The organism is Pseudomonas sp. 05N36 (genome assembly GCF_056397385.1).
In genome coordinates this window covers 72834-86651 of record NZ_JBFTNH010000004.1, presented here as the reverse complement: position 1 = coordinate 86651, position 13818 = coordinate 72834, and the positions used below count along the sequence as shown (strand labels likewise).

Annotated in this window: 17 protein-coding genes; 1 reads left to right on the top strand and 16 read right to left on the bottom strand. The window is 59.2% G+C overall.

The genetic code is table 11. The annotated features are described in order from the left end of the window. Positions 1 to 216 precede the first annotated feature (216 nt). From AC1DIH_RS07055 to AC1DIH_RS06995, 13 genes are all read right to left on the bottom strand, one after another. Positions 217 to 1005: a TatD family hydrolase gene (locus AC1DIH_RS07055; protein ID WP_477771143.1), complete on the bottom strand. Its 789-nt coding sequence runs from the start codon at positions 1003 to 1005 to the stop codon at positions 217 to 219. A 12-nt stretch (positions 1006 to 1017) separates the two neighbouring features. Beyond that, positions 1018 to 1374 carry a PilZ domain-containing protein gene (locus AC1DIH_RS07050; RefSeq protein WP_103317654.1) on the bottom strand — a complete coding sequence of 119 codons (357 nt, stop codon included), beginning with the start codon at positions 1372 to 1374 and terminating at the stop codon, positions 1018 to 1020. Between the two features lie 42 nt (positions 1375 to 1416). Continuing rightward, positions 1417 to 2403, bottom strand: coding sequence for a DNA polymerase III subunit delta' (locus tag AC1DIH_RS07045; RefSeq protein ID WP_477771142.1), 987 nt, complete (start codon positions 2401 to 2403; stop codon positions 1417 to 1419). Further along, positions 2396 to 3028, bottom strand: coding sequence for a dTMP kinase (gene tmk, locus AC1DIH_RS07040; RefSeq protein ID WP_477771141.1), 633 nt, complete (start codon positions 3026 to 3028; stop codon positions 2396 to 2398). Before tmk ends, AC1DIH_RS07045 begins: the two co-directional genes overlap by 8 nt. A 19-nt stretch (positions 3029 to 3047) precedes the next feature. After that, positions 3048 to 4238: an endolytic transglycosylase MltG gene (gene mltG, locus AC1DIH_RS07035; RefSeq protein WP_477771140.1), complete on the bottom strand. Its 1191-nt coding sequence runs from the start codon at positions 4236 to 4238 to the stop codon at positions 3048 to 3050. Between the two features lie 3 nt (positions 4239 to 4241). Further along, on the bottom strand, positions 4242 to 5057 hold the full coding sequence (pabC, locus tag AC1DIH_RS07030; protein ID WP_477771139.1) for an aminodeoxychorismate lyase: 816 nt from the start codon (positions 5055 to 5057) through the stop codon (positions 4242 to 4244). Next, the gene (gene fabF, locus AC1DIH_RS07025) at positions 5057 to 6301 is read right to left on the bottom strand and encodes a beta-ketoacyl-ACP synthase II (protein ID WP_477771138.1); all 1245 of its coding nucleotides are present in this window, start codon (positions 6299 to 6301) and stop codon (positions 5057 to 5059) included. Before fabF ends, pabC begins: the two co-directional genes overlap by 1 nt. A 110-nt stretch (positions 6302 to 6411) precedes the next feature. Then, entirely contained in the window at positions 6412 to 6648 is a 237-nt protein-coding gene (acpP, locus tag AC1DIH_RS07020; RefSeq protein WP_003175607.1) for an acyl carrier protein, read from the bottom strand. A 197-nt stretch (positions 6649 to 6845) separates the two neighbouring features. Further along, positions 6846 to 7586, bottom strand: a complete 741-nt coding sequence (gene fabG, locus AC1DIH_RS07015) for a 3-oxoacyl-ACP reductase FabG (protein ID WP_007997043.1) — start codon at positions 7584 to 7586, stop codon at positions 6846 to 6848. Positions 7587 to 7603: 17 nt separating this feature from the next. Next, positions 7604 to 8542: an ACP S-malonyltransferase gene (fabD, locus tag AC1DIH_RS07010; RefSeq protein ID WP_477771137.1), complete on the bottom strand. Its 939-nt coding sequence runs from the start codon at positions 8540 to 8542 to the stop codon at positions 7604 to 7606. Positions 8543 to 8668: 126 nt separating this feature from the next. Next, positions 8669 to 9679 (bottom strand): phosphate acyltransferase PlsX, encoded by a 1011-nt coding sequence (gene plsX / locus AC1DIH_RS07005; protein ID WP_477771136.1) that lies wholly within the window; start codon positions 9677 to 9679, stop codon positions 8669 to 8671. 3 nt (positions 9680 to 9682) lie between these two features. After that, positions 9683 to 9865 carry a 50S ribosomal protein L32 gene (gene rpmF, locus AC1DIH_RS07000; protein WP_003179396.1) on the bottom strand — a complete coding sequence of 61 codons (183 nt, stop codon included), beginning with the start codon at positions 9863 to 9865 and terminating at the stop codon, positions 9683 to 9685. Between the two features lie 13 nt (positions 9866 to 9878). Beyond that, complete coding sequence (locus AC1DIH_RS06995) at positions 9879 to 10406, bottom strand: YceD family protein (protein ID WP_008152342.1); 528 nt, start codon at positions 10404 to 10406, stop codon at positions 9879 to 9881. A gap of 105 nt (positions 10407 to 10511) precedes the next feature. Between AC1DIH_RS06995 and AC1DIH_RS06990 the strand changes: the two genes are divergently transcribed. Continuing rightward, a complete protein-coding gene (locus tag AC1DIH_RS06990; RefSeq protein WP_477771135.1) occupies positions 10512 to 11090 on the top strand; it encodes a Maf family protein in 579 nt (192 codons plus the stop codon). Between the two features lie 50 nt (positions 11091 to 11140). Here AC1DIH_RS06990 and AC1DIH_RS06985 read toward each other — a convergent pair whose 3' ends face one another. From AC1DIH_RS06985 to rluC, 3 genes are read right to left on the bottom strand one after another with little or no spacing between them, the layout of a single operon-like run. Continuing rightward, positions 11141 to 12130, bottom strand: coding sequence for a S49 family peptidase (locus AC1DIH_RS06985; protein ID WP_477771134.1), 990 nt, complete (start codon positions 12128 to 12130; stop codon positions 11141 to 11143). Positions 12131 to 12151: 21 nt separating this feature from the next. Next, on the bottom strand, positions 12152 to 12814 hold the full coding sequence (locus AC1DIH_RS06980) for an HAD-IA family hydrolase (protein WP_477771133.1): 663 nt from the start codon (positions 12812 to 12814) through the stop codon (positions 12152 to 12154). Continuing rightward, on the bottom strand, positions 12804 to 13763 hold the full coding sequence (rluC, locus tag AC1DIH_RS06975; protein ID WP_477771132.1) for a 23S rRNA pseudouridine(955/2504/2580) synthase RluC: 960 nt from the start codon (positions 13761 to 13763) through the stop codon (positions 12804 to 12806). The genes AC1DIH_RS06980 and rluC overlap by 11 nt, the downstream gene beginning before the upstream one ends. Positions 13764 to 13818: the final 55 nt, after the last annotated feature.

Here is a 13818-nt window from a genome sequence, read left to right as displayed (position 1 = left end):
TTCCAAATATGTTTAAGAAACAGCAGGGGCAAACTGGACTCGGCGCAATAGTGATCAATACTTGAACTGTCGGCGTGACATCTCCCCCAAGTGTTGCGCCGATGAAGGTACCAAAGGACCGCGTACCTTTGTTTTACTCCTAATGGTCTTAACCCGGATTCACCCCCCAGAACCCGGGTTTTTTTTGCCTGCGATTTGAGCCAGCGGCTCAACCTGTCAAATCGACTTGACGTGCGCCAACGGGAACAGCCGCTTGAAGTTCTCCGTCGTCTGCTCGGCAAAGCGATCGTAGGATTCGCCCCGCAACATGGCCAGGAACTCCGCCACATCCCGCACGTACTGCGGAAGGTTCGGCTTGCCGCGATGAGGAATCGGCGCCAGGTACGGCGAGTCGGTTTCCACCAGCAGGCGGTCTGCCGGCACTTGCCGGGCCACATCGCGCAAGGCATCGGCATTGCGGAACGTCACGATCCCCGACAACGAAATATAGAACCCCAGATCCAGCGCAGCCTTCGCCATGTCCCAATCTTCGGTGAAGCAATGCAACACCCCCGCCTGCGGCAATGCTGCCTCACGCAATAACGCCAGCGTATCGGCGCGGGCGCCACGGGTGTGGACAATCACCGGCTTGCCGGTCTGCCGGGCCGCTTGCAGGTGCAAACGGAAAGACTCCTGCTGCAACTCGGCCGCTTCCGGCTCGTAGTGGTAGTCCAGACCGGTTTCACCGATCGCCACCACCCGCGGGTGATTGAGCTCCTGCAGCAGCCAGTCCAGCGCCGGCGCGGCGCCCGGCTGCACATCCAGTGGGTGCACGCCCACCGAACAATCGACGTCGTCGTAACGCTCGGCAAGGGCCTTGACGTCCTTGGCGTTTTCGACACTGACGCCGATACACAGAAAGTGCCCCACCCCGCGCTGACGAGCAGCGGCAAGCGCCGCATCCAGCGAGCCGTCGTGTGCGGCGAGGTCGAGACGGTCAAGGTGACAATGGGAATCTACGAGCATAAAAGACGGCAACTACATCGTATGAGTGGGACGATCGGACTTCAGGGCTCCGACCAGGTAGGTTTCGATTCGGCTTCGGGCGGTGTCATCGCCTTCATTGAACTGCACGCCGACACCGGCGGCGCGATTCCCCTGAGCACCTTTGGGGGTAATCCAGGTCACGGTACCGGCCACCGGAATTTTTTCCGGCTCATCCATCAAGTGCAGCAGCATGAATACCTCGTCGCCCAACTTGTAGCTTTTGTTGGTCGGGATAAACAGACCGCCGTTCTTGATGAACGGCATGTAGGCCGCATACAGCACGGATTTGTCCTTGATGGTCAGGGACAGGATGCCGTTACGCGGGCCCGGGCTGACGAGTTCATTCATGCTGACCTCCATGGCTGATGATCAGAGTCTAGGCACAGATGCTCACTTCGGGGCAGGCAAGGACACCCATTGCACCAACAGCGCTTCCAGCAACAACGCCGGATTGAGATTGGCCTTGCTCATCACTTTCTGCCGCTGGGCGAGAATCCAGTCCTGAATATTCAAGACTTTCTCCTGGGCGGTTTTCTGCGCCAGGTACTGAATCACTTTGCGCATGTCCGCCAGTCCGAGCCCGGCTTCGTCCTGAGTCAGCTGATAACGCAGAATCAGGCTCGACCAGTCGCAGAACCAGTCGAACAGCTGCAACATCGGGATGGATTTCCACTCTTCGGCCAGTTGTGTCGGCGACTGTTGCTGCTTGAGCAACTTCTTCACGCCCTCGACAACCAGCGCACGCTGTTCACGCACACCCTGCCCTTGCAACTTGACCGCCGCCAGCGGCGAACCTGCGGCCAGGGTCAACAGCTCGGCACGCTCGTCTTCGGTGCAATCGGGCAGGGCCTTGGCCAGCCATTGCAGGCTCATCGCTTCGCTCGGCAACGGACAGGCCTGTTGCACGCAACGACTCTTGATAGTCGGCAGCAGACGGCTGGACTGGTGACTGACCAGCAGCAACACGGTATCGCCCGAGGGTTCTTCGAGACTTTTCAGCAAGGCGTTGGCGGCGTTGATGTTCATCGACTCGGTGGGCTCGATCAACACGACTTTGCGCCCGCCCATCTGCGCGGTCTGGACCACGAAGCTGACCAGATCACGCACCTGATCGACCTTGATTGCCTTGTCGGCTTCTTCAGGTTCCAGGATGTAGTTGTCGGGGTGGCTACCGGCCTTGAGCAGCAGGCAGGATTTGCACTCGCCGCAGGCGCCCTCTGCGGTTGGATGCTGGCAGAGCAAACTGGCCATCAGCCGCTCGGCCAACGCACGCTTGCCGATCCCGGCCGGACCATGCAGCAAATAGGCATGGGCGTGCTGGGCGCGACCGGCCAGTTGCTGCCAAAGGCTGTCTTGCCACGGATAGGCTTCAGCCACGGGCCAGCTCCAACAGACGCGGCAGCAAGGCATCCAGCGACTGCTGAACCTGTGCCAACGGCTGCGAGGCATCCACCAACAGGTAACGCGCCGGATCAGCCTCGGCACGCTTCAGGAACGCGCTGCGCACCGCCTCGAAAAACACTCGCCCTTCCAGCTCGAACCGGTCCAGTCGACCGCGAGCACTGGCACGCGCCATGCCGATTTCAATCGGCAAGTCGAACACCAGCGTCAGGTCCGGGCGCAGATCGCCTTGAACGAAGGTTTCCAGGGTCGCGATACGCTCAAGCGACAATCCGCGACCACCGCCCTGATAGGCGTAAGTCGAATCGGTAAAGCGGTCGCACAACACCACCGCGCCCCGCGCCAGCGCCGGGCGAATGACCTCGGACAGATGCTGCGCGCGCGCTGCGAACACCAGCAACAGCTCAGTATCCGGGTTCATGACCTCATCGACCGGAGCCAGCAGCACGTCGCGGATCCGCTCGGCCAGCGGCGTGCCGCCAGGCTCGCGAGTCAACACGACTTCGATACCCTCGGCGCGCAGACGCTCGGCCAGGTATTCACGATTGGTGCTCTTGCCCGCGCCTTCCGGGCCTTCCAGAGTAATAAACAAGCCAGTCACAGGCAGTCCTTAGTCAGAGTCATTGCGGGCTTTGCGGCTCATCGGCACTCGGTGCCGGAGTGGCAGCTGGAGCCGGAGCCGATTGCGATGACGGCAGTTGCGGTGTCGCCTCCGGAGCCGTGTCGGGCGATGCCGGAGAAGTCGGTGCCTGCGCATCGGGCGCTACGGCCCCATTGGCCGGCGCCGGGCTGGAACGGTAATCGGCGCGGCGCTTGATCTGGAACTCGCGCACAGCACTGTTGTGGGCATCCAGGTCGTCGGAGAACACGTGACTGCCATCACCGCGCGCCACGAAATATAAACTGGTGCCGGACACCGGATTCAGCGCCGCGTGAATCGCCTCACGGCCGACCATGGCAATCGGCGTCGGCGGCAACCCAGCGATCATATAGGTATTGTAGGGTGTCGGTTCTTTCAGGTGGGCGCGGGTCAATTTGCCGTTGTAGCGATCACCCAGGCCATAGATCACCGTCGGATCGGTTTGCAACAACATGCCGATCTGCATGCGCCGCACGAACACCCCGGCAATCTGCCCTCGCTCTTGCGGCACACCGGTTTCCTTCTCGACCAGCGAGGCCATGATCAGCGCCTGATAGGGTTCGGTATAGGGCGCGTCAGGGGAGCGCTTGTTCCACTCTTTTGCGAGGACGTCGTCGAGGCGCTCATAGGCTTTTTCCAGCAGCTCGGCATCGGTCATGCCCCGCACAAAACGATAGGTGTCCGGGAAAAACCGGCCCTCCGGAAACACTCCGGCGTGACCGAGCTTGTCCATCACATCGCTGTCGCTCAGCCCCGCAAGGGTTTGTTGGAGTTTGTCATTTTTTGCCAGCGCCGCCCGGACCTGATGGAAGTTCCAGCCCTCGACCAGCGTCAGGCTGTATTGAACCACCTCACCGCGCTGCCAAAGACCGATCAAGCCCTGTGCATTCATCCCCGGCAGCATGCGGTATTCACCGCTGTGCAGCGGCTGCGCGGCAAGGTTCAAGCGCCAGTACAGGCGTAGCCAAAAGGCGTCCTGAAGCACACCGTCGGTTTCGAGGCGATTGAAGGTCCCGGACGGTGTCGCACCGCTCGGCACATCCAGTAACTCTTCCTGAGTAATCTTGAGTGGCTGCTCCAGCGCCGAGTTGATCTTCCAGGCCGAAGCGCCCAGCAGTAGCCCCGCCAGAACCAGTCCGGTTTCCAGCAGCAGCAAGAATTTACGTCTCACGAATCAAGCATCCAGTAGCGCGCGGGCAATGCCTTGCAGTTTACGGGTGAGCGGCCCAACCGGCCAGCTCAGTGCAGCATACGCGCGTACCGGCCAGATGCCGTACACGCTGTTGCAGACGAAAACTTCATCAGCCTGTTGCAGCTGATCAAGGCTGATGTCAGTGACCTGCGTGACAATCCCCAGCCTCTCGGCCTGGGACAAGAGTTCGGCGCGCATCACCCCGGCAACGCCGCAACGGCTCAGATCAGCCGTCAACAACGCGCCATCACGCACCAGGAACAGATTGCTGAAAACGCCCTCGATCACCCGCCCCTGAAGATCCAGCATCAAGCCTTCGGCGTGCTCGGTATCCTGCCATTCGGAACGGGCAATGACTTGTTCGAGACGATTGAGGTGCTTGAGGCCGGCCAGTAGTGGCTGCTCGGAAAGTCGGGTAACGCAGGGAAACAGCTGAATACCTTGCTGCGCGTGCACAGCAGGATAAGCCGCTGGAGGATTGCCTAGAAGAATACGTCGCGGCGACACCGATGGATCGGCCGCGTAACCTCGCAGGCTGTCGCCACGGGTCAGCATCAGCTTGAGCACACCTTCGCCAAGGGCGGCGGCGTACATCAGTAGCTCGCTGCGAATCAATGCATGATCCGCGTTGATCGCCAAGCGCGAGCAGCCATCGGCCAGACGACTCAAATGTCGATCCAGCAACACTGGCTGCCCACCCTTGACGGCGATGGTCTCGAACAGACCATCGCCATACGCCAGGCCGCGGTCTTTTAGCGACAGTGCGTCAGCCGGCTGACCGTCGACCCAGCTTTCCATCAATCAGCGAACCGACGGAACACCAGCGAGCCATTGGTACCGCCAAAACCGAACGAGTTGGACAGCACCACATCGATCTTCGTATCACGCGCCGCGTGTGGCACGAAGTCGAGGTCGCAACCTTCATCCGGCTCATCGAGGTTGATGGTCGGTGGCGCCACCTGGCCGTTGATTGCCAGCACACTGAAAATCGCTTCAACCGCGCCCGCCGCACCCAACAGGTGACCGGTCATGGACTTGGTCGAGCTGACCGCCAGCTTGTAGGCGTGATCGCCAAACACCGACTTGATCGCGCAGACTTCGGCGAGGTCGCCGGCCGAGGTCGACGTACCATGGGCGTTGATGTACTGGACCTGGTCGACGTTCAGCTTGGCGTCACGCAGTGCGTTGACAATGCAACGTGCAGCGCCTGCGCCATCGGCCGGCGGCGAGGTCATGTGGTACGCATCGCCACTCATGCCAAAGCCGATCAGCTCGGCGTAAATGGTCGCACCACGCGCCTTGGCGTGCTCCAGCTCTTCAAGCACCAACGCACCGGCACCGTCGGACAACACGAAGCCATCACGGCCCTTGTCCCATGGACGGCTGGCGCGGGTCGGCTCGTCATTGCGGGTCGACAACGCACGAGCAGCACCAAAGCCACCCATGCCAAGACCGCAAGCGGCCATCTCGGCACCACCGGCAATCATCACGTCGGCTTCGCCGTAGGCAATGTTGCGTGCCGCCATACCGATACAGTGCGTACCCGTGGTACAGGCTGTCGAAATGGCGTAGTTAGGCCCCTGCGTACCCAGATGGATGGACAGGAAACCGGAAATCATATTGATGATCGAGCCCGGCACGAAAAACGGAGAAATCCGCCGTGGCCCCGATTCATGCAGCGTGCGGCTGGTTTCTTCGATATTGGTCAGACCGCCAATACCCGAGCCCATGGCCACGCCGATGCGTTCACGGTTGGCGTCGGTGACTTCCAGGCCAGCATTACGCACCGCCTGAAACCCTGCAGCCAGACCGTATTGAATGAACAGGTCGAGTTTGCGAGCTTCCTTGGCCGACAGGTATTCCTCGACATTGAAGCCCTTTACCGAGCCGCCAAAATGGGTGGAATAGGCAGAAAGGTCGGTGTGTTCGATCAGACCAATGCCACTGCGGCCAGCCAGAATACCCTGCCAGCTGCTCGGCACATCCGTGCCCAGTGGCGACAACATACCCATACCGGTGACTACGACGCGTCTACGCGACACAGCACTCTCCTTTTTTCAAATGACGACTTTGCATCAGGCCTAAAGGAAAAAACCGCACGCCGTGATGGCAGTGCGGTTTTTCCATGACAGCTAACAACGACTACAAACTATTACGCCTGATGGCTAGTAACGTAGTCGATGGCGGCTTGTACAGTAGTGATCTTCTCAGCTTCTTCGTCAGGAATTTCGGTCTCGAATTCCTCTTCCAGAGCCATCACCAGCTCAACGGTGTCAAGGGAGTCGGCACCCAGGTCTTCAACGAAGGAAGCAGTGTTCACAACTTCTTCTTCTTTAACGCCCAGTTGCTCAGCAACGATTTTCTTGACGCGCTCTTCGATGGTGCTCATACCTTGTTTTCACTCCTAATGGACAAATTCAGGCAGCTGGCCAGTGGGTAAGTGTATAGAAAGGCTTTTCAGTTTTTCAACTGAAAGCTTCACTCCTCAAACCCTGACGACCCTCTGCCTATAAATAGATTGCAGCTTTATAACGGATTTTAGACAGCTCGTATGACATTTTTTTGAAGCAATCCGTCACATTTGAATTACATGTACATCCCGCCGTTCACCGGGATTGTAGCCCCAGTAACGTAAGCCGCACCGTCCGACGCAAGAAAAGCGACCACGGACGCGATCTCTTGAGCTTGCCCCAGACGGCCCAGCGGAATTTGCGTCTGCAAGGCTTCACGCTGCGCTTCTGGCAATTCGCGGGTCATATCGGTATCGATGAACCCTGGAGCCACCGAGTTGACCGTAATCGAGCGCGAACCCACTTCACGCGCCAGAGCACGGCTGAAACCTTCCAGACCTGCCTTGGCGGCTGCATAGTTTACTTGGCCTGCGTTGCCCATGGCACCCACAACCGAACCAATACTGATAATTCGACCCCAACGCGCCTTGGTCATGCCACGCAAAACGCCCTTGGACAGGCGAAACAGGCTGTTCAGGTTGGTATCGACGACATCATGCCACTCGTCATCTTTCATGCGCATCATCAGGTTATCGCGGGTGATACCGGCATTATTCACCAGAATCGCCGGCGCACCGAACTGCTCCTGAATGCTCGCCAGCACAGCCGCTACGGACTCGTCGCTGGTGACATTGAGCTCAAGACCGGTGCCTTGAATACCGTTTTCTTTCAGGGTGGCCGCAATGCGCTCAGCGCCCGAAGCGGAAGTCGCGGTACCCACCACGATAGCGCCCTGACGACCCAGTTCCAGTGCGATAGCCTGGCCAATACCACGGCTCGCGCCGGTAACCAGTGCAACTTTACCTTGCAGACTCATGCAGGCTTCTCCTAAGTTCAGGCCAACGCTGCACGAGCAGCAGCGAAAGCATCCGGGGTGTTCAGGTTAGAGGTCGACACGCCTTCGGCGCAGCGCTTGTTCAGGCCAGCCAGGACTTTGCCCGGACCGCATTCAACCAGTTGAGTAGCACCTTTGGCGGCCAGCGTCTGGACCGACTCAACCCAGCGAACCGGCTTGTAGAGTTGCTCAAGCAGATCGCGCTTGAGGGTTTCCAGGTCCGGCGCCACATCAGCGCTGACGTTCTGCACCAACGGGATTTGCGGAGCCTGCCAGTTGATCGCAGCAATCGACTCGGCAAAGCGCTCGGCAGCCGGGCGCATCAGTTCGCAGTGCGACGGCACGCTGACCGGCAGCGGCATGGCGCGCTTGGCACCACGCGCCTTGCAGCCTTCAATGGCGCGCTCGACAGCCGCCTTGACACCGGCGATCACCACCTGGCCCGGCGAGTTGAAGTTGACCGCGCTGACGACTTCGCCTTGCGCCGCTTCGGCACAGGCAGCCAGCACATCAGCGTCATCCAGGCCGAGAATGGCGGCCATACCGCCCTGCCCGGCCGGCACCGCTTCCTGCATCAGCTGACCGCGACGCTCCACCAGCTTCACGGCATCACCCAAACTCAGGCTGCCGGCCGCGACCAGCGCGCTGTACTCACCCAGGCTATGACCGGCAACGTAAGCCGGACGTGCGCCGCCCTCAGCCAGCCACAGACGCCACAAGGCAATCGAAGCGGTGAGAATCGCCGGTTGGGTTTTGTCGGTTTGATTGAGCTGCTCTTCCGGCCCTTGCTGGGTCAGTGCCCACAGGTCGTAACCCAGGGCATCGGAAGCTTCTTTGAAAGTTTCGAGGATCAACGGATGTTGCGCGCCCAACTCGGCCAGCATGCCGAGGGACTGCGAACCCTGTCCTGGAAAGACGAATGCGAGGGAAGCAGACATGTAACAAGCCCCTAATGATCTTGTCGTCGGAGAATTGACGTCCTGTACTGCTGGACGCAAGAAACTGACAGTTGGATGGCTAATTGAACTGAGCGGTCACATTTAAGCATTGTCGAGCGAAAATGCCTAAAGCAACAAATCCTCGAGGCGACCGTGAAGCCTCTGCGGCAGGTTCTCCTGAATCTCGATCAAGGCGCGCTGAATGGCACTCTGAAAGCCCTGCACACCGGCCGAACCGTGACTTTTAACGACGATCCCCTGCAAACCGAGGAAGCTTGCGCCATTATGTCGGGCAGGCGCCAGATCGGCCTGCAAGCGCTTCATCAGCGGCAACGCCAGAGCCCCGACTATTCTCGACGCCAGGTTTTGCTTGAACAACGCCTCGATCCGCCCGGCAATCATGGTCGCCAGCCCTTCGCTGGACTTGAGCAGGATGTTGCCGACAAAACCGTCGCACACCACCACATCAGCCTCACCGCGGTATACGCCATCACCCTCGACGAAGCCGATGTAATTCAGCCCGCGAGCGTTTTGCAGCAGCGTCGCCGCCAGCTTGACCTGTTGATTGCCCTTGATGTCTTCGGTGCCAATGTTCAGCAACGCGACCTTCGGACGAGCAATGCCCAGGGTTTCAGCCGCCACCGAGCCCATCACCGCGAACTGGAACAGGTGCTCGGCACTGCAATCGACATTCGCCCCCAGATCGAGCAACTGGCAATAACCACGCTGCGTCGGGATCGCCGCCACCATGGCCGGCCGATCGATACCCGGCAAGGTCTTGAGCACATAACGCGACAACGCCATCAGCGCACCGGTATTGCCGGCACTGACACACGCCTGAACCTTGCCATCACGCAACAACTCGAGCGCAACCCGCATTGAGGAGTCCGGCTTGCCACGCAGGGCCTGGGAAGGCTTTTCGTCCATGCCGATCACGTCGCTGGCCGGCGCAATCGTCAGGCGCGCGCGATCCACAGCCGACTGGCTGGCGATCAATTCTTCTAAAAGGGAGGGTTGACCGACGAGGGTCAGGTGCAGCGAGGGCGTAGCTGACAGACAAGCAAGGCTGGCCTGAACAATGCTGCGGGGACCGAAGTCCCCGCCCATTGCGTCAATCGCGATGACTTGAGCGGACAAGGATTACTCGTCAGCGCCCTTGTCGATCACTTTACGGCCACGGTATACGCCTTCTGGCGATACGTGGTGACGCAGGTGAACTTCACCAGTGGTTTTTTCTACGGACAGGGTGCTTGCCTCGAGAGCATCGTGCGAACGACGCATGTCACGGGCGGAGCGGGATTTTTTGTTCTGCTGAACAGCCATAATTGATTAACTCCTAAACGTTTGGGTCACGCTTTAACTGCGCCAATACACTGAACGGGTTGGACCGCGTTACCTCGTCCTCGCTCGGTTCGGGCTCATCGAGACCCGCCGGCTGCTGGCATTCTTCCGGATGATGAGCAGGCACAATGGGCAAGGCGAGCAGAAGCTCCTCCTCGATCAGTGACTGCAGATCCAAAGGATCTTCGCCCAGTTCCAGCACGTCATAACCTTTCGGCAACGACTGGGTATTCGCACCCTCCTTTACCACAGCATAACTGCATTCGCTGTGAATCGGCAGGGTGACCAGCTCAAGACAACGCTGGCAAACCATTTTGACTTCAGTGTCGATAAAGCTGTGGATAACCACAGATTTACGTTCATCTCGTTCAAAAACGAATTTAGCCTGCACCGTACCGACAGTGTCGGAAAGCGGGTCGCAGAGTCTCTCCAAATCGGCCAGCAGCATTTCACCTTGAAGGGTGGTGCCACGATCAGCCAATTTGCGCGGGTCAACGTGAGGTGGAATCGGGTCATTCAACATAGGCGCAGCATTATAGGGATGCCCCCAGCCATGTCAAAGGAAATTCAGCCCTGTCCGTCACTTGGAAGCCCCGCTAGAATTTGCGACTGACTTTTGGAGAGCCGTATGCTGCCTTTATTACTTGCTTCAAGCTCGGTCTATCGCCGCGAATTACTGACCCGCTTGCAACTGCCATTTACCTGCAGCTCACCGAATATCGACGAAAGCCATCAACCGGAAGAGTCAGCCATCGAACTGGTAAAACGCCTGGCCCGCGAAAAAGCCCAAGCGTTGGCGAGCAGTCATCCCGCCCATTTGATTATCGGCTCGGACCAGGTCGCCATGCTCGACGGACGGATTATTGGCAAACCCCACACGTTCGAGAAGGCTCGCGATCAATTATTGGCCGCCAGCGGCGCCAGCGTGACCTTCCTGACCGGCCTGGCGGTGCTCAACAGCCAGACGGGCCATTGCCAGCTCGACTGCATCCCCTTCACCGTCCACATGCGCACACTGGATCAGCCGCGCATTGAACGCTACCTGCGCGCCGAACAGCCCTACGACTGCGCTGGCAGCTTCAAGGCCGAAGGATTGGGCGTGAGCCTGTTTCAAAGCACCGAAGGCCCCGACGCCACGAGCCTGGTCGGCCTGCCGCTGATTCGCCTGGTGGACATGCTGCTGGCTGAAGGCGTGCAGATTCCCTAAAGATAAAAAACCGGCCACGTGGGCCGGTTCTTTTTTATGTCACACAACGATCAGCGCAATGCCGGCCCATGAAAGCCCATCCACATGGCCAACTGCTCAGCCACGCTGGCGCCGAGCTTTTTCGAGAAGCGGTCGAATGCCGACTCTTGAATCGTGAAGTCGACCAGCTCTTTCTCGCCGATCACGTCACGCGCCACCGAACTGGCACTGCCCAAACCATCGATCAAGCCCAATGGCAGCGCCTGCTCGCCCGACCAGACCAGCCCGGAGAACAGCTCCGGATGCTCTTTGTCTTTCAGGCGATCACCGCGGCCCTTTTTGACACTGTTGATAAATTGCTGGTGAGTGGTATCCAGAACGCCCTGCCAGAACTTGATTTCATCCGGCTTTTCCGGCTGGAACGGATCGAGGAACGACTTATGCTCGCCCGACGTATAGGTCCGACGCTCGACTCCGAGCTTTTCCATAGTCCCGACAAACCCGTAACCGGCCGCCGTCACGCCAATCGAACCCACCAGGCTCGCCTTGTCGGCGTAGATCTGGTCCGCCGCACTGGCGATGTAGTACGCCCCCGAAGCCCCCAGATCGGAAATCACTGCATAAACCTTGATCGCCGGATGCAGGGCACGCAGACGACCAATTTCATCGTAGACATAACCCGACTGCACCGGACTGCCGCCCGGGCTATTGATTCGCAGCACGATGCCCCTGACCTTCGGATCCTCAAACGCGGCGCGCAAACCGCCGACGATGTTGTCGGCACTGGCCGATTCCTTGTCGGCAATCACCCCGGTCACTTCGATCAACGCGGTGTAGCTCGACCCGCGAGTCGCGCTTTTTTCAATATCCATCAGCGGCGTGAAGAGGACCAACGCGATGAGCAGATAAACAAAGGTCAGCAGCTTGAAGAAAATCCCCCAACGCCGTGAGCGACGCTGTTCTTGCACCCCCGCAAGCAGGGTTTTCTCAAGCAGCTTCCAGCTCTTGTCTTCGCCCTCTTCGGCACTGGCCTTGGCTGGCGCCTTCCATTCGTCGGTCATTCCATCCACCCCAACAAAAACTTAATTGGCCCGCTGACCCAGCCAGGCGTGCAATTGCGAAAAATGATCAATGGCCAGGCGCGGTTCGAACATACGCAAGGCTTCCATCGATTGAGCACCATAGCTGACGGCAACCGAATCCATCCCGGCGTTGCGCGCCATCTGCAGATCGAACGACGAATCCCCCACCATCAACGCCTGCTCCGGGCGGACGTCGCAATGGGCCAGAATCTGCTCGAGCATCAGCGGATGCGGCTTGCTGGCGGTTTCATCGGCAGCGCGGGTGATATCGAAATAATTTTCCCAGCCGTGGGACTTCAGCACGCGATCCAGCCCGCGACGCGCTTTGCCGGTAGCCACCGCCAGGTGATAACCCTCGGCACGAAATGCCTCAAGCGACTCGACAACACCGCCAAACAACGGCGAAGGCACGGCCTCCGAGGCGATGTAGTGATCCGCATAGTGCTGACGGAATGCCACCAGCTCATCATCGCCAATCTCCGGATACAGCGTGCGAATCGCTTCCGGCAACCCCAGGCCAATGATGCCTTTGACAGCAAGATCATCGCGCAGCTGAAAACCGGATCGCTGCGACGCCACATGCATCGCCTCGACAATCCGACCAATGGAGTCGGCCAACGTGCCGTCCCAATCGAAAATCAGCAACTTGTAATCAGGGTGCACTCAGGCGCTCCACGGTCTTGGCCCACATTTCATCCACCGGTGCCTGAAGCTTGAGCTCACCGCCATCAGGCAGCGGCACGGACAGCATGTAGGCATGGAGAAACAGGCGCTTGCCGCCCAGGTCACGAATTTCCTTGCTGAAGTCATCATCACCGTACTTGGTGTCGCCGGCGATGCAGTGCCCGGCGTGCAAGGTGTGGACGCGAATCTGGTGAGTCCGGCCAGTGATCGGTTTGGCTTCGATCAGGGTGGCAAAGTCGCCAAAGCGACGCAGGACCTTGAACACGGTCACGGACTCCTTGCCCTCCTCCTCGTCGACCTCGACCATGCGCTCGCCGGAGCGCAGATTGCTCTTGCCCAGCGGCGCACGGACTTGCTTGATCGAGGCAGCCCAGTTACCGCGGACCAGCGCCATATAGCGCTTATCGACGCCATCGCCGCGCAATGCGGTGTGCAAGTGACGCAGCATGCTGCGTTTTTTGGCGATCATCAGCAGGCCGGAGGTGTCACGATCGAGACGGTGAACCAGCTCAAGCTCCTTGCAATCCGGACGCAACTGACGAAAGGCTTCGATCACGCCGTAATTCAAGCCGCTGCCGCCGTGAACAGCGATGCCACAGGGCTTGTTGATCACGATCAACGCCTTGTCTTCGAAGACAATCGAGGCCTCGAGGCGTTGCAACAAACCTTGCGCCAATGGCACGGGCTCGTCGCGCTCCGGCACACGCACCGGCGGCACGCGCACGATGTCGCCCGCCTGCAGCTTGTATTCGGGCTTGATCCGACCTTTGTTCACTCGCACTTCGCCTTTACGCAAAATGCGGTAAATCAAGGTCTTGGGCACGCCTTTGAGCCGAGCGAGAAGGAAGTTATCAATACGTTGGCCGGCATATTCCGGCGAGACCTCAAGCAGTTGTACGCCTGGGGTCGAGGGGGCAGTAGTCGTCATGGCGCGAATGATAACAATTTTTTATGGAATTGAAGCACTTAATCATTGCTGCTAT

What these genes read in the sequence shown, in the direction of transcription:
- acpP (WP_003175607.1), bottom strand. Translation starts at nt 6,648, where the DNA reads ATGAGCACCATCGAAGAGCGCGTCAAGAAAATCGTTGCTGAGCAACTG.
- AC1DIH_RS06985 (WP_477771134.1), bottom strand. Translation starts at nt 12,130, where the DNA reads ATGACCGACGAATGGAAGGCGCCAGCCAAGGCCAGTGCCGAAGAGGGC.
- rpmF (WP_003179396.1), bottom strand. Translation starts at nt 9,865, where the DNA reads ATGGCTGTTCAGCAGAACAAAAAATCCCGCTCCGCCCGTGACATGCGT.
- fabD (WP_477771137.1), bottom strand. Translation starts at nt 8,542, where the DNA reads ATGTCTGCTTCCCTCGCATTCGTCTTTCCAGGACAGGGTTCGCAGTCC.
- AC1DIH_RS06990 (WP_477771135.1), top strand. Translation starts at nt 10,512, where the DNA reads ATGCTGCCTTTATTACTTGCTTCAAGCTCGGTCTATCGCCGCGAATTA.
- fabG (WP_007997043.1), bottom strand. Translation starts at nt 7,586, where the DNA reads ATGAGTCTGCAAGGTAAAGTTGCACTGGTTACCGGCGCGAGCCGTGGT.
- rluC (WP_477771132.1), bottom strand. Translation starts at nt 13,763, where the DNA reads ATGACGACTACTGCCCCCTCGACCCCAGGCGTACAACTGCTTGAGGTC.
- AC1DIH_RS07050 (WP_103317654.1), bottom strand. Translation starts at nt 1,374, where the DNA reads ATGAATGAACTCGTCAGCCCGGGCCCGCGTAACGGCATCCTGTCCCTG.
- AC1DIH_RS07055 (WP_477771143.1), bottom strand. Translation starts at nt 1,005, where the DNA reads ATGCTCGTAGATTCCCATTGTCACCTTGACCGTCTCGACCTCGCCGCA.
- AC1DIH_RS06995 (WP_008152342.1), bottom strand. Translation starts at nt 10,406, where the DNA reads ATGTTGAATGACCCGATTCCACCTCACGTTGACCCGCGCAAATTGGCT.
- pabC (WP_477771139.1), bottom strand. Translation starts at nt 5,057, where the DNA reads ATGGAAAGCTGGGTCGACGGTCAGCCGGCTGACGCACTGTCGCTAAAA.